The organism is Flavobacterium ranwuense, from assembly GCF_004349315.1.
Lineage (GTDB): Bacteria > Bacteroidota > Bacteroidia > Flavobacteriales > Flavobacteriaceae > Flavobacterium > Flavobacterium ranwuense.
This window is the reverse complement of the sequence record NZ_SMLH01000009.1, coordinates 138,862-160,935: the sequence shown is the minus strand read 5'-3', so window position 1 is coordinate 160,935 and position 22,074 is coordinate 138,862. Positions and strand designations below refer to the sequence as shown.

Genomic DNA, 22,074 nt, shown 5'->3' with positions numbered 1-22,074 from the left:
ATTAACCCAAACTTTAACTCGCTGAAAACATGATTCTTGAATGACAAAGTTTTTTGACTAAATTAAAAAGAAGAACCGAAAAACACACCAAACCCTCCTTTTATCAACTCTATACTATATATACGTATCCTTTATCTTTATCCTCCTTTTTATTCAATATTCCCAATTACTCAGCATTACGGATGATTTAAGCGAAATATAACTAACCAAAACCACTCTCCTAGCCCCGACAACAGTGAAAATTCTTCTCTCTCGTTTCTTTCACGAAAGAAAAAATTACTCACTATACTTTTATTTTTATTAGACTTCAGTGAATTTCATTTGTAACGAATAGCGGGAAATAGCTCCTAAACAAAAAAAATTGCTCTTTACCTATATATAATGTGTACCTATTTTGTTTTTACACCTATATAGTAACAAACCTTACATATATATTGTATGTATTTTTGTAATGGTCTATATTTGCATTCTTAAAATAACAAACAATGATTAAGATTACTTTGCCCGACGGGTCAGTTAAAGAATTTGCTCCAGGGACAACTCCTATGGATGTTGCCAAGAGCATTAGTGAAGGATTTGCCAGAAATGTAATTTCGGCTTCTTTTGATGGTACAACTGTGGAAACAACAACTCCTTTGACGACGGACGGCAGTCTTATATTATATACATGGAATGACGAAGGCGGAAAAAAAGCTTTTTGGCATTCGACTTCACACGTAATGGCGCAGGTTCTTGAAGAAATGTATCCTGGGATAAAATTAACTCTTGGACCAGCAATATCTAATGGATTTTATTACGACGTAGATTTTGAAGACCAGAAAATCACAGATGCCGACTTTAAAAAAATCGAAGATCGTATTCTTGAAATTTCAAGAGGCAAGCATGAATTTAAACTACGCCCAGTTTCTAAAGCTGAAGCTTTGGAACTATATAAGGACAACGTTTACAAAACAGAGCTGATTACCAATCTTGAGGACGGGACAATTACGTTTTGCGATCATGATACATTTACTGATTTATGTCGTGGTGGTCATATTCCAAATACCGGAATTATCAAGGCAATGAAAATCATGAGTGTTGCCGGAGCCTACTGGCGTGGTGATGAAAAAAACAAACAGTTGACTCGTGTTTATGGAACTTCGTTTCCTAAACAAAAGGATCTAACTGAATATCTGGAATTACTGGAAGAGGCAAAACGTCGTGACCATAGAAAGCTAGGGAAGGAACTTGAACTGTTTGCATTTTCACAAAAAGTAGGCGCAGGTTTGCCATTGTGGTTGCCTAAAGGAGCAGCTTTGAGAGATCGCCTAGAACAGTTCTTGAAAAAAGCACAGAAAAAAGGCGGATATGAGCAAGTGGTTACGCCACATATAGGTCAGAAAGAATTATATGTAACTTCAGGACATTATGCAAAATACGGTGCAGATAGTTTCCAACCTATAAGTACTCCAGCTGAAGGAGAAGAGTTTTTATTGAAACCAATGAACTGCCCTCATCACTGCGAAATATACAATGTACGTCCTTGGTCATACAAAGATTTACCGAAACGTTATGCTGAGTTTGGTACAGTTTACAGATACGAACAGAGTGGTGAATTACACGGTTTGACTCGTGTAAGAGGTTTTACTCAAGATGATGCCCATATTTTTTGTACTCCGGAACAGCTGGATGAAGAGTTTAAGAAAGTAATTGACTTGGTACTATATGTATTCGGTTCATTAGGATTTGAAAACTTTACAGCTCAGATTTCTTTGAGAGATAAAGAAAATAGAGATAAGTATATAGGTACCGATGAAAACTGGGAAAAAGCAGAAAATGCCATTATCAATGCCGCTGCCGACAAAGGATTGAATACTGTTGTTGAATACGGCGAAGCAGCTTTCTATGGTCCAAAATTGGATTTCATGGTAAAAGATGCTTTAGGAAGACAATGGCAATTAGGAACGATTCAAGTGGATTACAACCTACCAGAACGTTTTGATTTGACGTATAAAGGATCTGATAACGAATTACATAGACCTGTGATGATTCATAGAGCACCTTTTGGATCTATGGAACGATTTATTGCGATTTTATTAGAACATACAGCAGGAAATTTCCCTCTTTGGCTAATGCCGGAACAAGCTATAATATTGTCTTTGAGCGAGAAATATGAAATATATGCGAAAAAAGTTTTAGATTTGCTAGAAAATCACGAAATTCGCGCCCTCATTGACAACAGAAACGAGACTATAGGTAAGAAAATTAGGGATGCCGAAATGCAAAAAACCCCGTTTATGTTGATAGTAGGCGAGGAAGAAGAGAAAAATGGCACTATATCTATCCGTCGTCATGGGCAGGAAGGAAAAGGAAATATCAGCGTTACAATAGAAGAATTTGCTGCTATTGTGAACGAAGAGATCAATAAAACATTAAAAGTATTTACAGTTTAACTTAAATTATAAAGTCATAGCAATAAGAAGCAACAGAGGTTACCAACCTCGCGTAGAAAAAAAAGATGCCCACAGAATAAACAGCCTTATTCGTGGTGTACAAGAAGTAAGACTTGTAGGTGAAAATATTGAGCCTGGAGTTTTTAAACTTTCGGAAGCTTTAAGATTAGCTGATCAATTTGAATTGGATTTAGTTGAGATTTCACCAAATGCTGATCCGCCGGTTTGTAAAATCATGGATTACAAGAAATTTGTTTACGAGCAAAAGAAACGTGATAAAATCCTGAAAGCGAAATCTACACAAGTAGTCGTTAAGGAAATTCGTTTTGGACCTCAAACAGATGAGCATGATTATGAATTTAAGAGAAAGAATGCTGAGAAGTTCTTGAAAGAAGGAGCTAAATTGAAAGCTTTTGTTTTCTTTAAAGGGCGTTCGATTATCTATAAAGATCAAGGTCAAATATTATTATTGAGACTAGCAACAGATCTTGAAGAGTTTGGTAAAGTGGAAGCGATGCCAGTTCTTGAAGGAAAGAGAATGATTATGTTCATTGCTCCGAAAAAGAAGAAATAAGTCTTAAAGTCGGAAGTCATAAAGCCGAAAGTCATAAGCTGACTTTTAAACTTTAGACTTTTAAACTTTAGACTAAAAGATAGTAAGTAAGAATAAATTAAAACACTAGGAAAAAATGCCTAAAATGAAAACCAAATCTAGCGCCAAGAAACGTTTCAAAGTTACTGGTTCTGGAAAGATTAAAAGAAAGCATGCTTTTAAAAGTCACATCTTGACTAAAAAGTCTAAAAAACGTAAATTAGCTTTGACACACTCAGCGCTAGTTCACAAAACAGATATGAAAAGCATCAAACAACAATTAAGAATTATTTAATTAAGTCTTAACGTTGAAAACTCAAAGGTCTTAAAGACTTTCGACATTCGACTTTAATAACTTTTGACTAAATAATCTTTAGGTTAAAACAATTTAAAATAACCTTGGAGTATGGCCATTAAGTGCTTTTGATTAAATTCAAGCCGCCTGCTACAAAAACACATCAAAATTATGCCAAGATCGGTAAATTCAGTTGCTAAAAGAGCAAGAAGAAAAAAAATAATGAAGCAAGCCAAAGGTTTCTTTGGTAGACGTAAAAACGTTTGGACAGTTGCTAAGAATGCGGTAGAGAAAGCAATGTGCTACGCTTACCGTGACAGAAAAGTGAACAAAAGAAATTTCCGTGCTTTATGGATTCAACGTATCAACGCTGGAGCTAGATTGGAAGGAATGTCTTATTCACAATTCATGGGTAAAGTAAAAGCTAACGGAATCGAATTGAACCGTAAAGTTCTTGCAGATTTAGCTATGAACCACCCAGAAGCTTTCAAAGCAGTACTTAATAAAGTAAAATAAACGTTTTATCAACTCAATTTAGATTACTTACTTATATAGAAACCTCAATCGAAAGATTGGGGTTTTTTTGTTTTTAAAATTTAGTTTTAAATAATACTATTGTTTTAGATATTTATCAATAATATATTGCGTAATAGGTTTTAATGGTTTATCAGTTACAGGATGTAAATCTGGAGATGAAACTGTCCCAATATCATCTGCTAAAAATAATCAAAATAATACTCAATTCTATGTTTCATAAAGTTTTAACTAAAAAAATTAAAACAATGTAACCATTTAAAACACTAAGAATAATTTAATTGACGCATAGAAACTGAAAACTCTAGCTCTTCTTCTAAAACTATACTCTAAATTGCTTAGGAGATATATTAAGTATTTTAATTAATTTCTGTATTTTCGAGAAATGATTCTAAAAAAGTTACACACCATAGTTTATTTTTTATCATTGTTCTTCTTTTTAATACTTCACTCCTGTGAAAAAAAGACGCTAAACAATCCCAATAAAAAACATAATACAGCTGAAATTGACCGACTGGTTGACCTAGGAGACAAATATTTTGAGGAATCAGAATATGATAGTTCCTATTATTATTTCAACAAAGCTAAATCAGCCTGTGATGAAAAAAAAGATGTTTCTAAAATCATCTATTCAATATCAAATTTAGCTACTATTCAACAAAACCAAGGGGATTATTCTGGTAGTGAAACTACCGCTATGGAGGCGATTCCTTTTTTAGAAAAAACTACAAATCCCAAATATAAATGGAATATTTATACCATAATTGGTATTAACTATTTATATGCATATGATTATGAAAATGCACTCTACTACTACAATAAAGCATTAAATTTAAAAACTGATGAACTTCGAAAATCAGGTATAAAAAACAATATCGCCTTAACATATATGGAAATGGGAAATCATAGGCGTGCAATACAAATTCTATATCCATTAACTTTCAAAAAAGAAGTTTTAAACAATGCCGAATTATTTTCCAGAATAATTGATAATCTAGGATATTCCTATTTTAAAGTAGGAGATTCAAAAGCATTTGATTATTTAAATCAATCCTTAAAAATAAAAACAAAAGAAAAGGATGACTGGGGATTAATTTCAAGTTATTACCATCTTTCTGAGTTTTATAAAAAAAGTAATGTCAATTTAGGTAATAATTATGCCCAACTAGCATATGAAAAAGCAACAAAGCTTAACAGCGTTGACTCAAGATTGGAATGTCTAAAATTATTAATACAAAACAGTCCAGGAAATAAATCCAAAGAATATTCTCTGAAATACCTCCATATCAATGATAGTATAAATAAAGTGAGACAAAAGGCTAAGAATCAATTTGCCAAAATAAAATACGATTCAAAAAAAGAAAAAGATGAAAATCAGAAACTAAGAGCCCAAAAAATACTTCAATCAGAACATCAAAAAAAGAGAAATTTAATCTTATATTTAGTTGTGGGAACCATTACTATAATAAGTGTTTTTATAACTAATTTACTTTTAGCCAGAAATAAAAGAGAAAAGATCAAAGCTTCTTATAATACCGAAATTCGCATTTCTAAAAAACTTCACGATGAATTAGCTAATGATGTTTATCAAACCATGGCTTTTGCTGAAACTCAAGATTTATCCACAAATCATAATAAAGAAATATTGATTTCCAATCTAGACAAAATTTATTCAAGGACACGAAATATATCCCGAGAAAATAATGCTATGCAAACCGGGCCTTTATTTATATTTGATTTGAAAGAAATGATGTCCGGGTTTAATACACAGGAAGTAAATGTGATAACTAATGGAATGGATTCAATCAATTGGATGGCATTAGATAGTAACAAAAAAATCATCATTTATCGTGTTATCCAAGAATTGTTAGTCAATATGAAAAAACACAGCAAATGCAGTTTAGTTGTTTTAACTTTTAAAAAAATAGGAAACAAATTACAAATAGATTATACTGATAACGGGGCCGGAGCAACATTAGAACAATTAAATTCGAGAAATGGGCTCCAAAATGTGGAAAACCGTATTCAGGCCATAAAAGGAATAATTACTTTTGATACTAAATCTAATAAAGGATTTAAAGTGCAATTTATTATTCCAATATAATATACGATTCTATGTTTCATAAAGTTTTAGTAGCCGAAGATTTAGACAGTATCAGTATAGCAGTTATTCAAGCTCTAGAGGAAATTTCTATCTTAGAAATTCATCATGCCAAATACTGTGATGATGCATTTTTAAAAATAAAAAAAGCATTTCATGACAATCAGCCTTATGACTTATTAATTAGTGATTTGTCATTTAAACCAGACCATAGAGAAAACAAGCTCGGCTCTGGTGAAGAACTAATTGAGGCAGTAAAAAAAGTACAACCTGATATCAAGACAATAGTATTCTCTATAGAAGACAAATCCTTTAGAATAAAATCATTATTCAATAACTTAGAAATTAATGCCTATGTATCTAAAGGAAGAGATAGCATTCCTGAGCTAAAAAAAGCGATTCAACGCATTTATAACAATGAAGAAATCAAACCATCATCTGAAATATCTCATGCATTAAGAGACAAATCCCTTTTTGAAATTGAATCCTATGACATTTCACTTTTGAGATCATTATCTAAAGGTTTAACTCTTGAGGATATTTCATCGGAATTTAAAGACTCTGGAATCATTCCAAATGGCAGTAGTAGTCTCGAAAAACGAATCAACAGATTAAAAATATACTTCAAAGCCAGTAATAATGTACATCTTATTGCCATTACCAAAGATTTAGGTTTAGTATAATAGTTTCTGTTTCTCTCCAATAAAAAACGGCACAACAATCATAGAATCCGTTTAAGAAAACCAACAATTTCAAATCTTAGAAATTGAATGCTATTATTTAAAAAAATAATTACCTCTTTTACGGTTTCCCGTAAAGAAATGATTTCTAAAGATATTAGGTTTGGCCAATAAAACTTAAAATCATATAAAATGGCAGATTTCACGAGAGAGGACTTAGCATTTACTGGATATTCGCAAACAATAGATGCTGACGATTACCCTAAAACTATCGAAGTTCTTGATAGGGTTTATGTTGATAAAACAGAAGAATTTGAAGTAATACATTTCTGTAATCAGTTTTTAAAGAAATACAAAGTTCCTCAAACTAAAGCAAGTTTTCAAAAAGCAGAAGGCTTTTTACAACATCCCTCTTTGGAAAACGAAATCTACAGATCTCAATTATTAGACTGGATTGCAAGTAATTGGGTAAAACTATAATAGTCTTTTATTTCAATGTATTCTTTTTTTTGATCGTTTACGGGTTCCCGTAAGGCAATCTCCTTTATCAAACTTACTTTTGATGAGATAAAAAATCCAAGTGATTTTAAAAAAATAATTGTGGTCATGAAGAAAAACGAAGCTAAATCCATTCTGAACGTACCCGAAAAAAATAAAGAGGAACTAATTCTAGACAAATGGGATGAAAAACTCAATGACTATAATAATTATGTCAAAGAGTATCTTATGCAATATAAAAAATCTCTTAAAGGGAATAGCGTTTCATTATCAAAATATCCATATTTGAAAGTAAAGTCTGAAAGCTTAAGCAAAAAACTGAATAAAGGAATAAAGAAAGAGCTATTAACAAAAAAGCAACTTACAAAAGTTTTTAAAATTCGAAAAAAAATAGAGAATGCATGTTGTAACTAATATATTCTTCAAAAATAAATGAAAAAAATTATACTTCTAGGACTCTTGTTATTCATAGCATTATTCTCTTTTTCCTCAAAAGAACAACCAGAAAAACAAAGAGATACACAAAATAAATATGATGCGAATGAAAAGCAACAAATGAATAATCAAAACAAACATCCATTAAATAAATTTGATGATCCCATACAAACCACAATAGGTCTTTCTGATAAGCAACGCCCAGTCAAACATTTTTCCAGACATCGAAAAGGGAAAATTATCTACATAAAAAATAACACAAAAACTCATAATACTGTTTTTGAATAAAATAGTCTGTTTTTTATCCAAATGAGGAAAACCGTAAAATACTATTCTTTTTAGAAGGTAGTTTTACACAAATTTTAAAAAAAAAATCAATGAAGTCGTCAATTATTTTGAAATCCAATCTGTTATTTTCAGCACATGTAGCTATAATTTTTTTGGGTTCAATCTGTATCATTTTTTTAGTATATAAAATTTGGAAAAGGAGATGAAAATAAAAAAATCGTAAAATGATGCTTTATTTTTATGGTTTAGCTTTAAAACAAAAGGAAGAATCATTAATTTATTAAATTCAAAAACTAAAAAATTACATAACAGAAATTTCAGAGTTAATTCACTATTTTTGCCATCACACCTGTCTTAGAAAGAGAAGAAATAAAGAGGAATATCACCGAAAAAAATCAAACAAAATATTCTAAATTCATAATTAAATATGAGGTTCAAACAATTATTGATCGGTAATTTCCGTTATTCTTTAATTAAAAAACTTTAAAATACAATCCCCAAATTGAAACCTCTCTTTTCACTTCTACTTTTACTTATTTCCTCCGTTACTTTCTCCCAAACCAAACTCCTTTCTTGGAACATAGAAAACCTTGGAAAATCTAAATCCGATGAAACGATAAGCTACATAGCCAATACACTTCGTGACTATGATATCATTGCAATTCAAGAGGTTGTAGCGGGTTATGGTGGTGCTCAAGCTGTAGCCCGATTAGCAGATGAACTCAATCGAAAAGGAGCCAAATGGGATTATGTAATTAGTGATCCAACCAGCAGCAGTGCTTACAAAACGGAACGTTATGCCTTTATTTGGAAAACGAGTAAAGTCAAGAAAATAGGGAGAGCCTGGCTCGAAAAAAAATACCATCTAGAGATTGATAGAGAACCCTATTTCTGTACGTTTCAATATGGAAATAAACAATTTACTGTCGTTAATTTTCATGCTATTACTAAAAATAAACAACCTGAAACCGAGATAAAATACTTCAAGTTTTTACCCGATGAATATCCCAACTTGAATTTAATATTTGCAGGTGATTTCAATTGTCCGCAATCACACACGGTTTTTAATCCTTTGAAAGAAATGGGGTATCAATCGATTTTGGTCAACCAGAAAACCTCTTTGAAACAAGAATGTAAAAATGGTAAATGTCTCGCTTCTGAATTTGACAATATGTATTACAAAACTTCAAAAATAAAAACTCTGAATTCGGGAATTATCCCTTTTCATAAAAATTTTAATTCCCTAAAAGAAGCCAGAATAATATCCGATCATATTCCTATTTGGTTTGAATTCTCTTTAAATTAATCTCAAAAATAGGTATCGATTACACTAAAGGCTAATCGAAAACCTCAAATTTATCTCCATCAAAACTGGCAAAAACCATACTGGGATGCGAATCCTTATGAAATATATTTCCTTGGTTGTCAATAGCAATTGCACCCGCAAAACCATCATAAGGTTTTAATTCGTTGAAAGTTTTAATAAAGGCGTCTTGTAATGTAAAACCGTCTGTAACGCGAGTCACAATTTTAGCAGCGGTAGCATTACTCACAATGTCCTCACCTACTCCTGTCAAGCTCACTCCGCAAGATGCATTGGCATAATTTCCCGCTACCGTTGCAGAATCTGAAATGCGTCCAGGAATTTCAAAACCTTTTCCTCCTGTTGAAGTTGCTACAGCAATTTTCCCATTTGTATCTAAAGCGACACAACCCACAGTTCCGGTTCCTAATGATTTTAACTTTGCTTCATATTCAACGCGACGTTGTGGAATTTCAGTCGAAAAAGGTTCAAAACCATTTTCTCTTGCAAAATTAGTTGCTCCACTTCCACCTAAAATCCTATCATCATATTGCATCAATATTTGAGCCACCTGAACAGGATTTTTCACTTCTTCGATATTGATGACACCGCTCATTTTCTGGGTTTCTCCATCCATAATTGCGGCGCTCATTCTGATTTTTCCGTCACTTTGAATTTGGGAACCAATTCCTGCATTAAACAATTCATCATCCTCCAAAAGTGAAACTGCATAAACAACAGTTTCTAATGCTGAATGTGTTTTTAAAAACGCATAGGAATCTTTTACAATTCGTTCTAATGCATTTTGTTTGGCAATTTTTGTTTCGTGATTGGTGGATGATTCCGAAAAAAAACCTCCATGTATGATTAGTTTCATAGTATTGGGAATTAAGTGTTGAGTGTTGGATATTAGACTAAAGCCCTAAACTAAGTACCCAAAACCTAATTAAATTATACGTAATGTGAAGATTGAATGTGCATTTTATGGGTTTCTAGATTGTAGGTGTCAAATTTGCTCATAACATGCGTTACCAAATGTGAGATTGATATCGGCTGGCCTAATTCTACTTTCGTCAAATTGGTATCTTTAATCTCACGGCCATCTACCAAAATAACCAACCCGGAACCTATTGCTTCCATCTCTACATTATTGGTGATCAACAAACCGGTATCTTCTCCAAGTCCTATTCCCAAAACTCTTGGATTCCCAACAACAGCTTGAAAAAGCCTGCCAATTCTCCCGCGTTGTACAAAATGGGTATCGATAATAACTCTGTCAATTAAGCCTAATCCACTTGAAATTTTCACCTCACCTTTCAATAAAGCTTCTGAGCTACTGCCTTGATAAATCATATTATTAGAGGCCGCTGCAGCTCCTGCTGAAGTTCCGGCATAAATAAATTCTTCATTGTGGTATTTATCCAATAAAATGTCATGAAATGGTGTCCCACCAAGAATGGAAGTCAATCGCAATTGATCGCCACCGGTAAACATAACAATATCTGCCGCTTTTAATCGAGTCAAAACTTCCTCTTCTGCTGCTTGTTCCCGTCTTTCGATATGAAGTATATCTATATTTTTAGCATTCAAATATTCAAAAGCCTTAACATATTCTGGGCCAATTTCGCGTGGAATAATTGAAGCAGTTGTGATGATTTCTATTCGTGAATTTTCTTTGTGTTTTGATTCGTTTAGTATCCTTTTTAAAATTCCAGTTTCAAAAAAGTTTAAATTGTTAGTTGCATTTTTATCCAAATCAGTTTCAGTAAAACTTCCTTTATCTACCGCACCACCTATTATTATTAGTTTTCCTAGTATATTCATTTTGTAAAAATAACTAAAAAGATAAAAGAAGCTATTGAAGTACGCCTTTTTTTTAAATTATCACAAACTCAATGTTTATTGTTTATTTTTAAGGTTATAAATTTTGATTCCTATTTTTAAAAAACTACTTTAGTTCTATTCTATTCTTTTTTTTAAAGAATATCCTCTCATAATCAGTTCTTTTATAAGTTAGAATCTATTGTATTCAAATTAAGTTATCACGCATCTATTTTTAGTTCAAAAATAATCTATTCGTTTTATGAAAATAATTAAAGTACAAGCACTTCGTGGTCCCAATATTTGGAGCATACAAAGAAAAAAATTAATCCAAATGCGATTGGATTTGGAAGAAATGGAACAGTTTCCAACTAACAAAATAGATGGATTTAGAGAACGTATCGAAGCTATGTTTCCTACGATGATTGAACATCGTTGTTCAGAAGGTTGTCGCGGCGGATTTTTTTCCAGAGTGGAACGAGGCACTTGGATGGGACATGTTATTGAACACATTGCCCTTGAAATTCAATCTTTGGCAGGTATGGAAACGGGCTTCGGTAGAACCCGAGAAACCAAAACTCCCGGAACTTACAATGTCGTCTTTAGTTATACCGAAGAAAATGTGGGCCTTTTTGCCGCAGAATCTTCTGTAGCAATTGCCGAAGCATTAATTGCCGGAACAGACTATGACTTGAATGCCGACTTACAAAAAATGCGTGAAATACGGGAGCGTGTTCGTCTAGGACCAAGTACCGGAAGTATTGTTGAGGAAGCAGTTTCCAGAAATATTCCTTGGATACGATTGGGAACAAATTCTTTGGTTCAATTAGGATATGGAATCAACCAAATGCGTTTTCAGGCAACAATCACCTGTAAAACCAGTAGTATTGCGGTTGACATAGCGTGCAATAAAGAGCTCACTAAAAAAATGTTGGATATGGCCTCAATTCCTGTTGCCAGTGGAAGCATTTGTGTAGACGAAGAGGATTTGGCTGAGACTATAAAAAAAATTGGTTACCCTATCGTATTAAAACCATTGGATGGAAATCATGGAAAAGGAGCTTCAATAAATGTTACTAATTGGGAAGATGCCGTTTCGGGCTTGGCTTTCGCCAAAGAATACAGCAAACGAATCATTGTAGAAAAATTCATTACCGGATTTGACTTTAGAATATTGGTAATTGATAATAAATTAGTTGCTGCTGCAAAACGTGTTCCTGCACATGTAATAGGAAACGGAAAAGACACTATTCAGGAATTAATTGAAACAACTAATCTGGATCCAAGAAGAGGTTATGGCCATGAAAATGTATTAACTCAAATAGATGTCGATCGAGACACCGAAGATTTATTAGAAAAACTAGGCTATACTTTAGAAACCATTCCGAGAAATGGTGAAATTGTATTCCTAAAATCTACTGCAAACTTAAGTACTGGCGGAACTTCTGTGGATGTTACCGATATGATGCACCCAGAAAATATATTTCTTGCCGAAAGAATTTCAAGAGTAATTGGACTCGATGTGTGTGGTGTAGATATTATGGCGGAGAATTTAACACAACCGTTAAAAGAAAATGGCGGCGTAATTCTGGAAGTCAATGCGGCTCCAGGTTTTAGAATGCACCTTGCTCCATCTGAAGGATTGCCAAGAAACGTTGCCTCGCCAGTAATTGACATGTTGTATCCTCCGGGAAAATCGTGTCGCATTCCTATAATCGCAGTTACGGGAACAAATGGAAAAACTACCACCACCCGACTTTTGGCTCATATTGTAAAAAATAATGGATTCAAAGTGGGATTCACCACATCAGATGGGATTTATATTCAAAACCATATGATGGAAAAAGGCGACACTACCGGACCTATCAGTGCTGAATATGTTTTGAGAGATCCAACGGTGGAATTTGCAGTTTTAGAAACGGCTCGAGGTGGAATCCTTCGTTCCGGTTTGGGCTTTAGCCGTTGTGATATTGGAATTATTACTAATATTCAGGAAGATCATTTGGGTTTAAGTGACATTCATTCCTTAGACGATTTGGCCAGAGTAAAAGCCACGGTTGTAAAAAGCATCAAGAAAGACGGCTGGGCAGTTTTAAACGGTGACGATGAACATTGTATAAAAATAGGTCAAGATTTGAATTGCAATGTCGCTTATTTTAGTTTGAGTGAAGACAGTGATTTTATCAAAAAACTTTGTGCCGAAGGAAAAACAGTTGCGGTATATGAAAACGGATACATTACCATCAAAAAAGGGGAATGGAAAATCCGAATCGAACGCGCCACCCATGTTCCATTAACATTAGGCGGGAAAGCAAAATTTATGATTGCCAATGTACTTGCTGCTACTTTAGCGAGTTATTTATGGGGATTTAAAACCGAAGATATCAGTTTGTCATTACAAACTTTTATTCCAAGTGCCGCACAAACTCCAGGTCGTATGAATATTTTTGAGTTTAAAAAATTCAAAGTATTGATTGACTTTGCTCATAATGCTTCCGGTTATAAAGGTGTCGAAGAATATTTACAAAGTGTTGAGGCTACCAAAAAAATTGGGATTATTGCTGGTGTGGGTGACCGTCGTGATGAAGACATTAGAGAATGCGCTTCAATAGCCGCCAGAATGTTTGACCATATTATCATCCGACAAGAAAAATACCTGAGAGGAAGAACCGAAGAGGAAATCATTGATTTAATCCTCGATGGAATTAAGAATTCAGGTAAAACTGTAACGTATGAAATTATTCCTAAAGAAACTGAGGCGATAAAACATGCCATAAATTGTGCCGAAGAAGGAAGCTTTATCACTGCATTGAGTGACGTAGTTACCAATGCTATCGATATTGTACAAGAATATTTAGACAAAGAAAACGAACACGGAATCGTGTAGTTTTCCCCATTAAATGAAAAAAGCTACTGTAACAGGTAGCTTTTTTTTGAAATTAAACTATTTTTATTTTACCAATGACTTTTTCAATAGCTATAACTTCGTCAGTTCGCTTCGCTTGACTCGAGCTGTCCGTTATATCTTTTTCACTTGTTCTCGATACTCGTTTTTCAAGCGAACTCGAACTGACGTAAAAAAGGTTACCACTGCCATGAGGCTAAAAATTACTGTCTGAAACAAAAACATTTTAGAAAATAGACATCCCCGTTTTAGTGGTCAATAATTCCAATGCACTCATTCCTAACTCTGAATTTCCTTTCTCGTTAAGGCGTGGGCTCCAAGTGGCAACTACAAATTTTTTCGGATACAAAGCAGCGATGCCTCCTCCAATTCCACTTTTTCCTGGTAATCCTACTTTATAAGTAAACTCTCCCGACTCATCATAAAAACCACACGTTTGCATAAGAGCATTCAACCTTTTTACTTGACTTCGCGCCAAAACTTGAACCCCTGATTTGGTTTTACCTTCATTGGCAAGAAAGAAAAAAGCATGAGCTAATTCCTTACATGTCATTTCTATGGAACATTGATAAAAATAAAAATCCAAAACCGTTTCTACATCATTTGTAATATTCCCAAACGACTTTAAAAAATTTGCCAAAGCAGCATTCCTGAAACGAAAGTCTTTTTCAGATTGCGCTACTTTAAAATTGAAATCAACAGTTGGACTTCCAGAAATCAATCTTATAAAATCCAGAAAATCTTGTTTTGGATTTTTCAAATGTGTCACAAGCATATCTGCTATAACTATTGCGCCTGCATTTATAAATGGATTTCTAGGAATACCTTTTTCATATTCTAATTGCACTAAGGAATTGAAAGCACTTCCAGAAGGTTCCACTCCCACTCGTTCCCATATTTTTTCATCCAAAAAGGAAAATGCCAATGCAACCGTTAACGCTTTGGAGACACTTTGAATAGAAAATTTTTCATTACAATCCCCAACTCCATAATCTTCTCCATCAATAGTTGTCAAATGTATCCCAAATTTATCAGGATCAACTTTTGACAATTCCGGAATTGAAGTGGAAACGTTTCCAATAGTTGGAATCATTTTTGCTTCTTGATATACTTCTTGTAAAATAGCCTCGTAGTTCATTGCCTTATCAATTGTAAATATTAATTGTTACCCTGAGCGCAGGCGAAAGATTAAATCCTAAATCTTTTACGTTTTCAATTTTTTCTTTCTCGCAGCGGGAAACAATACATTATTCAAAATCAAACGATACCCCGGCGAATTAGGATGCAAATCCAACACCGTAGGAGGATCACCTACTTGATGCTGGAAATCCTCTGGGTCATGTCCACCATAAAATGTGAACATCCCCTTTCCTTTTTGACCATGAATGTAACGCGCTTCACCATTAACCTCGCAAGTACCCATCACCAGAATATTAGATTTAATTAAAGGAACATCAAAAGCGGTGGTTTGTCCCATGAATCCTTTTACTAATTGGGTATGATTTTGACACAGCATACTTGGAATTGGATCCCATTTTGCCGAAAATTCCATTAATGTAAAATAATCTTTCTCCATAGGAACTCTTCTTTTCGAAGTCATATCAATATCTGAAAATTCATATTGTTCCGGTCTTCTTTCTAAAATAAAATCTTTGAAGGCAAATGAATTACTGTAATTCATTTTTGATTGGTAATTTCCTTGACTCGGATCCCCATCGAACATAGCTTCACAAATATCCACACCATCCGCTGCCAAAGCAATATCAAAACTATCCGTTGCGGAACACATGGCAAACATAAATCCACCACCTATAACAAAGTCTCTAATTTTTTTAGCAACAGCGACTTTTTCTTGAGACACTTTAGGGAATCCTAATTTACTTGCCAGTGATTCTGCTTCTTTCTTTTGCTCAATATACCAAGGTACATTTTTATAAGCTCCGTAAAATTTACCGTATTGTCCCGTAAAATCTTCATGATGCAAATGCAACCAATCATAAAGTAATAGTTGGTCGCTTAAAACTTCTTCATCATAAATTGGTGTGAAAGGAATTTCAGCATACGTTAACACCATAGTCACCGCATCGTCCCAAGGCTGTTTTCCTTTAGGAGTATAAACAGCAATTTTAGGTGCTTTTTCCAGTACAACAGATTCCATATTTTGGGAAGGACTGGATATTTCATTTAAAATGGCTAACTCTTCTCCATCAGAAATGACCTCAAAACTTACTCCTCTAATTTGACATTCTTTTCTAATTTCTTCAGCATCAGGCAATAAAAAGGAACCTCCACGATAGTTAAGTAACCAACTGGCTTTGTAATTTTTATCTAAACACCAATAGGTTATTCCGTATGCTTTCAGATGATTTTGCTGGCTCGTTTCATCCATTGGCAACAAAATAAAAGAAGCCTTAGCTGTTATTGATAACAGAAAAAAAAACGAATACAATATTTTTGTGGACATAAGTATAAATCTATGTTAGCTATAAAAACAGGTAAAAATACGCATTTATACACTGTTCGAAGTCGCTAGCTTTGAATAATATATTAAGACATATGAAGATCATGAATAATAATGCTATACAAGAGAGAAAAAAAAATCAGCCTTTTAAAATTTTTTTAAAAAGAATTGGCTTGTTCCTATTAATCGTAATACTCGTTCTGTATTATGTACTTTCTATTCAATTTATTCTTTCTTAATTTTCAATATTTAAAAAAAATTGACATTTGTTAAAAAACCATTAAAGTAAAATTTAAATTTTTTAAATCCTACTCCTGAAATAAGCTATAGCTCCAAAACTATACAATAGCTCTTTCAAATATAGTTAAAATATTCAAGCGTTAAAAAGTCATGACACCTTGAATCTTGGTCCCCCATTCCAAGTCATTGAGAAAACCTACCCAACATTACTATTGGCTTTTTTATTAATCCATAAAACAAAATGCCTATGACTCTATTTTTTAAAATAGGCCTTAATTCCATCTTTTTATAAAAGCGTAAAAAATAGGGGCAGAGCCTAAAAATCGATTCCATTTTCCTTTATAAAGAAACCATTGCATTATTTGGTTTATCCAATCATCATTTCTATTGGAACAACTGATTATAAGGAAAAATGAATACCGAAATATCATTTTACAAAACATTTTTATTAATACCACACATCATGAAAACATTTATTATTACGTTGTTATTGGTAAGTTTTAGAAATGCAACATACAGTCAAGACAATATGCTTAGTGATTTTGAAAATGGAAATCTGGAAACAGAAGGATTACCTGGCATGGTTATAAAAACAAACGGGAAAGTTTCATATGTATATTTAACCGATAAACATCCCGATGCAGCAGTAAGAGAACTTCAGAAAAAATTTGTAGAATATTCTATTCTAAAAAACAATGGAGAAAATCCCATATACAGACTCGATCTGGAAAGCAAAAAAGGTACTATTCTCGCATTATATAGCGAAGATCAAAAATTAATTAGCGTAGATGAAAAATATAAAAACATAAAACTACCTGCTATCGTTATGCATTCTATTCTAAAAGAGCTTCCAGGTTGGGTAGTTACAGAGGACACGTATTTTTTTTCTCAAAAAAATGGCGTGGTTACAAAAAAACAGTACAAGATTAAAATAGAGAAAGAAAATGAAACACGCACTATTGTAGTATATGCAGACGGTCAGATTAAAAAATAATGCAGCTGTCTTTTAAAAAACTATGATGAATAGACTGCTCAAAATTAATTTTTGAGTAGTCTATTCTGTCTTTTTTTTTTGATAAATATTTCAGCTTATAAACTAACGAACTGGAAATTTCTTTATTCTAATAAATCCCCAAGAGTCACAATCTCGTTTTGTATGGCATAAACCACTAATCCTGCAATATTTTTACATTCCGTCTTCAATAATAAATTATTTCTGTGCCCTTCTACTGTTCTGGAACTGATAAATAGCTTTTCGGCTATTTCATTACTATTATATTGTTTACATAATAACAACAGCACTTCTTTTTCCCTATTGGTCAAATGTTCCTCATCAAATCTGGATTTCGATATTTTATTGGGAGAGACCGCACATTCCTGAATAATTTTCATCACATAATCCGTATAATAAAAACCTTTTGCAGCCACTCCAATTATGGTGGCTAACAATTCTTTGGGTGTTGCATTCTTTATCAGATAAGAAACTGCTCCAACTGCTATCATATTAGCCACGAAAGATTTCGAATCATAACTCGTTAAAGCTATAATTTTAAGTTTAGGAAACTCTTTATGAATAATCTTTGTGGCTTCAACTCCATTTATTACTGGCATTTTCAAATCCATGATAATAATATCCGGGTGATTATTTTTATTGTTGTGGAGGAAAGAAATCAATTCATCACCATTAGAAGCTTCAAAAACAATTTCAATATTTGTTTCACGTCCCAATAAAAAAGAAATTCCTTTTCTAAAGAGAATTTCATCATCCACTAATATTATTTTTATAGTTTTGTTCATTTTTAAAAATTAAAAACTACTGAAACTCCTTTATTCACAGCGGAATCAATAGTGATACTGCCATCTAAAAAGGCCACTCTGCTCTCTATATTTTTCATTCCAAGACCTTTTTTATTGGTATCATTTTTCATGTCAAAACCAATTCCGTTATCCGTGTAATGACAACTTCTCAATCCATTTTTTTCTTCAAAAAGAATAGAAATAGAAATGGCTTTTCCATGACGGAGTGAATTATTCATAAGCTCTTGTAAAATTCTAAAAACATGCAAATGCCTGTCATTATCAGCAATAGCAAATTGCGTTCTATTTTCATAATTTACTGTGACAGCTTTGGAACTACTAAATTCCAAACACAATTCTTCCACACCTGCATCAAGCCCAAATTTTTCTAAAACGGGAGGCAATAAACCATGTGCAATTTTTCTGGAATTATCTAAAGCTTTCGCCGTAAGATTAATAATATTAGCCGTAATTTCATTAATCTCGTTTTCGGACAAATTTGGTGTTGTCAACAAATGAGAATTCAGTGAAACTATATTGAGTTTAGAACTGATATCATCATGCAAATCTTGGGCTATTCGTTTCCGTTCTTCTTCTTGCGTAATAATTACCGCACTTAAAAGCTCTTTTTGATACTGGATTTCTAAATCTTTTTTTTCTATTTCCTGTTGGATAATTTTCTTTCTCGAAAAATAAAAAAATAAGACTAAAACCACTGACATTATTATAAAAAATGCCGAAGTATACAAAATGATTGCAACAATTTCTTTTTCGTATGCCAGATTTATTTTCATCACTTTTATTATTGACGTATCTTATTTGAAAAACTCTTTTTCCATTCTACCAGTATAAACACTTGATAAATAATATACAAAAAGCTATTCAAAATCCACGGCATTTTATTAAATTTTGAATGCAACATAATTGCCAAATTTCCAGTAAGAAATAAAATGGTACTACCGCATAAATACATGAGAATTCCCATATTAATATAATAGAATTCTTTTTTTTCATTCAATAAATTATAAAAATGAAAACTCGCAAACACGATCAGAATAAAAGAAGTGAGGAATATTTCGAATAAATTAAATTTAATAAACAAGCTGACATCAGTGGAATACTGAATTGCTAGGACTAACAAACCGATAATAAATCCTATCTTTACAATCCTTTTTTGATACTCTTCTTTTAAAATTTTTTCATAAAAAAGACTTAATATGACAAATTGCCCAACAAAATAAAAGTGTGATAAAAACAAATTATTACACTTTTGTTGAATCAAAATTTCGGCCCAAATTTGAACGACAAAAACTAATCCTAAATACAAAACAAAAAATTTATAAGCTTTCCCTTGATTGGGAAAACTTATAAAAAAAAGGATTAAATTCAATAATAAAATCAAATATCCAATATATGCTAATATTTGATTCATAAATACTATGTTAGTAAAGGACTACTAGGATCACAGTCAGTTGGACAAGGTCTTGTAAAATCATAAATATCATCCTGCTCGGCAGTCGCATTCCCCACCCCAACGGTAATCATATCTACATAAATTTTTGTTACAGGATCGTATTTCGTACCCACAATCATTAGTTTCTCCACTCCATGATCATCAATCCCAATATAGGCTCTCACGGCATCTACGTCTTCGGCTAATACTTCGATCAAATCTACTTTTGGGATTAAGAATGCATGCAATTCATGGTGTTTGTTGTAGTTCCCTTCTTTTTTGGCCCATCGTTTGGCCCATCTTTGTGCCTCTATTAGCGGAATAGTATTTACTTTTTTTGCAACGCCATTTGCATTATTTCCTGTTGTGGCTTCTTCTGACATAGTGTTTAGTTTTTTTGGTTATACCACTTTTCCGTTAAGAGAAAGAGGAGCTAAATTACTGTTTTTTTTGTGCTTTTATGAAGAAAAGGTTTATATATAAAATAAAAAAATGTCACACTAAATAAATGCCACCAGTTTTGAGAGTTCCAATAATCTACCAAGAAGAATTGAACATGAATTTTAGTTACAAAAAAAGCCTACAAACGTAGGCTTCAATGGTATTTCAAAAAAGGATAGTATTCTAAAAAGGAACATCGCTATCATCATCCGGATCATTCAAATTACTTCCAAAAGCATCGTTGGCTGACGGGAGATTTTTAGTGATAAAAGGATTATCTTCCTGATTCATACTCGATGGTAAATCATCATAACCGCCACTGAAATCTTCCAGATTATCAAATTTTCCCAGATGTCCAATAAACTTTAGTCTAACGTTCTCAATACTACCATTACGGTGTTTGGCAATCATTATTTCTGCCTGCCCTGCAGTTGGTGAGGCTTCATCATCATCCCACTCGTCAATTTTGTAATATTCAGGACGGTATAAAAACGATACAATATCAGCATCTTGCTCAATCGCACCCGATTCACGAAGGTCAGAAAGCAAAGGTCTTTTACTCGAACCACGGGTTTCCACCGCACGCGACAATTGAGAAAGGGCAATAACCGGAACATTTAATTCCTTTGCTAATGCTTTTAAGTTTCGGGAAATCGTAGAAATCTCCTGCTCTCTATTTCCTCCTCCTTTTCCGTTTCCACCAGCCGTCATCAATTGCAAGTAATCGACAATAATAATTCGGATACCATGTTGCGAAACCAAACGTCTTGCTTTAGCCCTTAAATCGAAAATAGACAATGATGGTGTATCGTCAATAAACAAAGGTGCTTTTTCTAAATTCTTAACTTTGGTGCTCAATTGTTCCCATTCATGCTTTTCCAGTTTTCCGGTACGTAATTTCTCTGATGACAAACCTGTTTCAGAAGAAATCAAACGGGTAATCAACTGAACCGATGCCATCTCCAGAGAAAATAAGGCAACTGGCATTCCGTAATCAATCGCCATATTTCGTGCCATCGACAATACAAAGGCTGTCTTACCCATTGCTGGCCTTGCCGCTATAATAATTAAATCACTTGGTTGCCAGCCCGAAGTAATCTTATCTAATTTATCAAAACCTGTCGCAACCCCACTCAGTCCTTCTTGACCGGCAATTTCCTCGATTCTTTTTTTGGCTTGTAACACTAAACTCTGCGCTGTTTCGGAACTTCGTTTAATATTTCCTTGTGTTACTTCGTATAATTTAGATTCGGCTCTATCCAATAAATCAAAAACATCTGTTGTTTCATCATAGGATTCTTCGATAATTTCTGAAGATATTCGAATCAAACTACGCTGAATAAATTTTTGTAAAATAATTCTGGAGTGAAATTCAATATGCGCTGAAGAGGAAATCTTTTGTGTTAGTTGAATTAAGTAAAAATCGCCGCCTGCTAAATCTAATTTTGCATTTTTCTTAAGTTGGGCAGAAACGGTTAATAAGTCAATAGGCTGTGTTTCTGTAAACAGCTGGACAATAGCCTCAAAAATATGTTTGTGTGCCTCTTTATAAAAAGCATCTGGTTGTAAAATGTCAATCACATCATCAACCCCTTTTTTGTCAATCATCATGGCACCCAGCACCGCCTCTTCTAAATCGAGAACCTGAGGAGGCAATTTCCCTTTTTCTAAGCTTATAATTGTTGTTTTATCTACCTTTACAGGGTTTATATTTCTGAAGTTTTCCATGGAGCGAAAGTAGCAAAAATTAAAAAAATATTGTCATTGAGTTGTTACAAATAATTGTTCATAAGTAACT

The 22,074-nt window shown here is 33.2% G+C and carries 20 protein-coding genes; 12 read left to right on the top strand and 8 right to left on the bottom strand.

Annotated features, from left to right (window positions below):
• Window positions 1–485 precede the first annotated feature (485 nt).
• From thrS to E0I61_RS13990, 10 genes are all read left to right on the top strand, one after another.
• Window positions 486–2,432, top strand: a complete 1,947-nt coding sequence (thrS, locus tag E0I61_RS14035; protein WP_131992610.1) for a threonine--tRNA ligase — start codon at window positions 486–488, stop codon at window positions 2,430–2,432.
• A 16-nt stretch (window positions 2,433–2,448) separates the two neighbouring features.
• Window positions 2,449–3,006, top strand: a complete 558-nt coding sequence (infC, locus tag E0I61_RS14030) for a translation initiation factor IF-3 (RefSeq protein ID WP_369800971.1) — start codon at window positions 2,449–2,451, stop codon at window positions 3,004–3,006.
• A gap of 115 nt (window positions 3,007–3,121) precedes the next feature.
• Window positions 3,122–3,319 (top strand): 50S ribosomal protein L35, encoded by a 198-nt coding sequence (rpmI, locus tag E0I61_RS14025; protein ID WP_022827375.1) that lies wholly within the window; start codon window positions 3,122–3,124, stop codon window positions 3,317–3,319.
• Between the two features lie 171 nt (window positions 3,320–3,490).
• Entirely contained in the window at window positions 3,491–3,835 is a 345-nt protein-coding gene (gene rplT, locus E0I61_RS14020) for a 50S ribosomal protein L20 (protein WP_035633036.1), read from the top strand.
• A 403-nt stretch (window positions 3,836–4,238) separates the two neighbouring features.
• The gene (locus tag E0I61_RS14015) at window positions 4,239–5,957 is read left to right on the top strand and encodes a tetratricopeptide repeat-containing sensor histidine kinase (RefSeq protein ID WP_132072159.1); all 1,719 of its coding nucleotides are present in this window, start codon (window positions 4,239–4,241) and stop codon (window positions 5,955–5,957) included.
• Between the two features lie 11 nt (window positions 5,958–5,968).
• The gene (locus E0I61_RS14010) at window positions 5,969–6,637 is read left to right on the top strand and encodes a DNA-binding transcriptional response regulator (protein WP_132072157.1); all 669 of its coding nucleotides are present in this window, start codon (window positions 5,969–5,971) and stop codon (window positions 6,635–6,637) included.
• 189 nt (window positions 6,638–6,826) lie between these two features.
• Complete coding sequence (locus E0I61_RS14005) at window positions 6,827–7,114, top strand: hypothetical protein (RefSeq protein ID WP_131992619.1); 288 nt, start codon at window positions 6,827–6,829, stop codon at window positions 7,112–7,114.
• A gap of 126 nt (window positions 7,115–7,240) precedes the next feature.
• Window positions 7,241–7,546: a hypothetical protein gene (locus tag E0I61_RS14000; RefSeq protein ID WP_132072155.1), complete on the top strand. Its 306-nt coding sequence runs from the start codon at window positions 7,241–7,243 to the stop codon at window positions 7,544–7,546.
• A gap of 18 nt (window positions 7,547–7,564) precedes the next feature.
• Window positions 7,565–7,855: a hypothetical protein gene (locus E0I61_RS13995; protein WP_131992622.1), complete on the top strand. Its 291-nt coding sequence runs from the start codon at window positions 7,565–7,567 to the stop codon at window positions 7,853–7,855.
• A gap of 502 nt (window positions 7,856–8,357) precedes the next feature.
• Window positions 8,358–9,161 carry an endonuclease/exonuclease/phosphatase family protein gene (locus E0I61_RS13990; RefSeq protein WP_132072153.1) on the top strand — a complete coding sequence of 268 codons (804 nt, stop codon included), beginning with the start codon at window positions 8,358–8,360 and terminating at the stop codon, window positions 9,159–9,161.
• 31 nt (window positions 9,162–9,192) lie between these two features.
• On the opposite strand, the gene E0I61_RS13985 is transcribed toward E0I61_RS13990, so the two are convergent.
• Both E0I61_RS13985 and E0I61_RS13980 read right to left on the bottom strand, forming a co-directional pair.
• On the bottom strand, window positions 9,193–10,035 hold the full coding sequence (locus E0I61_RS13985) for an isoaspartyl peptidase/L-asparaginase (protein WP_131992628.1): 843 nt from the start codon (window positions 10,033–10,035) through the stop codon (window positions 9,193–9,195).
• A 74-nt stretch (window positions 10,036–10,109) separates the two neighbouring features.
• A complete protein-coding gene (locus tag E0I61_RS13980) occupies window positions 10,110–10,982 on the bottom strand; it encodes a cyanophycinase (RefSeq protein WP_131992631.1) in 873 nt (290 codons plus the stop codon).
• Window positions 10,983–11,241: 259 nt separating this feature from the next.
• Here E0I61_RS13980 and cphA point away from each other — a divergent pair, with 259 nt between their 5' ends.
• Complete coding sequence (gene cphA / locus E0I61_RS13975) at window positions 11,242–13,866, top strand: cyanophycin synthetase (protein WP_131992634.1); 2,625 nt, start codon at window positions 11,242–11,244, stop codon at window positions 13,864–13,866.
• Window positions 13,867–14,110: 244 nt separating this feature from the next.
• Here cphA and E0I61_RS13970 read toward each other — a convergent pair whose 3' ends face one another.
• Together E0I61_RS13970 and E0I61_RS13965 are read right to left on the bottom strand one after the other, a co-directional pair.
• The gene (locus E0I61_RS13970) at window positions 14,111–15,022 is read right to left on the bottom strand and encodes a glutaminase (protein ID WP_132072151.1); all 912 of its coding nucleotides are present in this window, start codon (window positions 15,020–15,022) and stop codon (window positions 14,111–14,113) included.
• A gap of 66 nt (window positions 15,023–15,088) precedes the next feature.
• Entirely contained in the window at window positions 15,089–16,348 is a 1,260-nt protein-coding gene (locus E0I61_RS13965; protein WP_132072149.1) for an asparagine synthetase B, read from the bottom strand.
• A 700-nt stretch (window positions 16,349–17,048) separates the two neighbouring features.
• Here E0I61_RS13965 and E0I61_RS13960 point away from each other — a divergent pair.
• The gene (locus E0I61_RS13960; RefSeq protein ID WP_132072147.1) at window positions 17,049–17,579 is read left to right on the top strand and encodes a hypothetical protein; all 531 of its coding nucleotides are present in this window, start codon (window positions 17,049–17,051) and stop codon (window positions 17,577–17,579) included.
• 122 nt (window positions 17,580–17,701) lie between these two features.
• On the opposite strand, the gene E0I61_RS13955 is transcribed toward E0I61_RS13960, so the two are convergent.
• The 4 genes from E0I61_RS13955 to dnaB all read right to left on the bottom strand — a co-directional run bounded on the left by E0I61_RS13955 (window position 17,702) and on the right by dnaB (window position 22,004).
• Window positions 17,702–18,382 carry a response regulator transcription factor gene (locus tag E0I61_RS13955; protein WP_132072145.1) on the bottom strand — a complete coding sequence of 227 codons (681 nt, stop codon included), beginning with the start codon at window positions 18,380–18,382 and terminating at the stop codon, window positions 17,702–17,704.
• 2 nt (window positions 18,383–18,384) lie between these two features.
• Window positions 18,385–19,176, bottom strand: coding sequence for a sensor histidine kinase (locus tag E0I61_RS13950; RefSeq protein ID WP_131992648.1), 792 nt, complete (start codon window positions 19,174–19,176; stop codon window positions 18,385–18,387).
• Between the two features lie 643 nt (window positions 19,177–19,819).
• Window positions 19,820–20,218 (bottom strand): hypothetical protein, encoded by a 399-nt coding sequence (locus tag E0I61_RS13940; protein WP_132072143.1) that lies wholly within the window; start codon window positions 20,216–20,218, stop codon window positions 19,820–19,822.
• A 241-nt stretch (window positions 20,219–20,459) separates the two neighbouring features.
• Window positions 20,460–22,004, bottom strand: coding sequence for a replicative DNA helicase (gene dnaB / locus E0I61_RS13935; RefSeq protein WP_132072141.1), 1,545 nt, complete (start codon window positions 22,002–22,004; stop codon window positions 20,460–20,462).
• Window positions 22,005–22,074: the final 70 nt, after the last annotated feature.

What these genes read in the sequence shown, in the direction of transcription:
- thrS (WP_131992610.1), top strand. Translation starts at nt 486, where the DNA reads ATGATTAAGATTACTTTGCCCGACGGGTCAGTTAAAGAATTTGCTCCA.
- rpmI (WP_022827375.1), top strand. Translation starts at nt 3,122, where the DNA reads ATGCCTAAAATGAAAACCAAATCTAGCGCCAAGAAACGTTTCAAAGTT.
- rplT (WP_035633036.1), top strand. Translation starts at nt 3,491, where the DNA reads ATGCCAAGATCGGTAAATTCAGTTGCTAAAAGAGCAAGAAGAAAAAAA.
- E0I61_RS14015 (WP_132072159.1), top strand. Translation starts at nt 4,239, where the DNA reads ATGATTCTAAAAAAGTTACACACCATAGTTTATTTTTTATCATTGTTC.
- E0I61_RS14010 (WP_132072157.1), top strand. Translation starts at nt 5,969, where the DNA reads ATGTTTCATAAAGTTTTAGTAGCCGAAGATTTAGACAGTATCAGTATA.
- E0I61_RS14005 (WP_131992619.1), top strand. Translation starts at nt 6,827, where the DNA reads ATGGCAGATTTCACGAGAGAGGACTTAGCATTTACTGGATATTCGCAA.
- E0I61_RS14000 (WP_132072155.1), top strand. Translation starts at nt 7,241, where the DNA reads ATGAAGAAAAACGAAGCTAAATCCATTCTGAACGTACCCGAAAAAAAT.
- E0I61_RS13995 (WP_131992622.1), top strand. Translation starts at nt 7,565, where the DNA reads ATGAAAAAAATTATACTTCTAGGACTCTTGTTATTCATAGCATTATTC.
- E0I61_RS13985 (WP_131992628.1), bottom strand. Translation starts at nt 10,035, where the DNA reads ATGAAACTAATCATACATGGAGGTTTTTTTTCGGAATCATCCACCAAT.
- E0I61_RS13980 (WP_131992631.1), bottom strand. Translation starts at nt 10,982, where the DNA reads ATGAATATACTAGGAAAACTAATAATAATAGGTGGTGCGGTAGATAAA.
- cphA (WP_131992634.1), top strand. Translation starts at nt 11,242, where the DNA reads ATGAAAATAATTAAAGTACAAGCACTTCGTGGTCCCAATATTTGGAGC.
- E0I61_RS13970 (WP_132072151.1), bottom strand. Translation starts at nt 15,022, where the DNA reads ATGAACTACGAGGCTATTTTACAAGAAGTATATCAAGAAGCAAAAATG.
- E0I61_RS13965 (WP_132072149.1), bottom strand. Translation starts at nt 16,348, where the DNA reads ATGTCCACAAAAATATTGTATTCGTTTTTTTTTCTGTTATCAATAACA.
- E0I61_RS13960 (WP_132072147.1), top strand. Translation starts at nt 17,049, where the DNA reads ATGAAAACATTTATTATTACGTTGTTATTGGTAAGTTTTAGAAATGCA.
- E0I61_RS13955 (WP_132072145.1), bottom strand. Translation starts at nt 18,382, where the DNA reads ATGAACAAAACTATAAAAATAATATTAGTGGATGATGAAATTCTCTTT.
- E0I61_RS13950 (WP_131992648.1), bottom strand. Translation starts at nt 19,176, where the DNA reads ATGAAAATAAATCTGGCATACGAAAAAGAAATTGTTGCAATCATTTTG.
- E0I61_RS13940 (WP_132072143.1), bottom strand. Translation starts at nt 20,218, where the DNA reads ATGTCAGAAGAAGCCACAACAGGAAATAATGCAAATGGCGTTGCAAAA.
- dnaB (WP_132072141.1), bottom strand. Translation starts at nt 22,004, where the DNA reads ATGGAAAACTTCAGAAATATAAACCCTGTAAAGGTAGATAAAACAACA.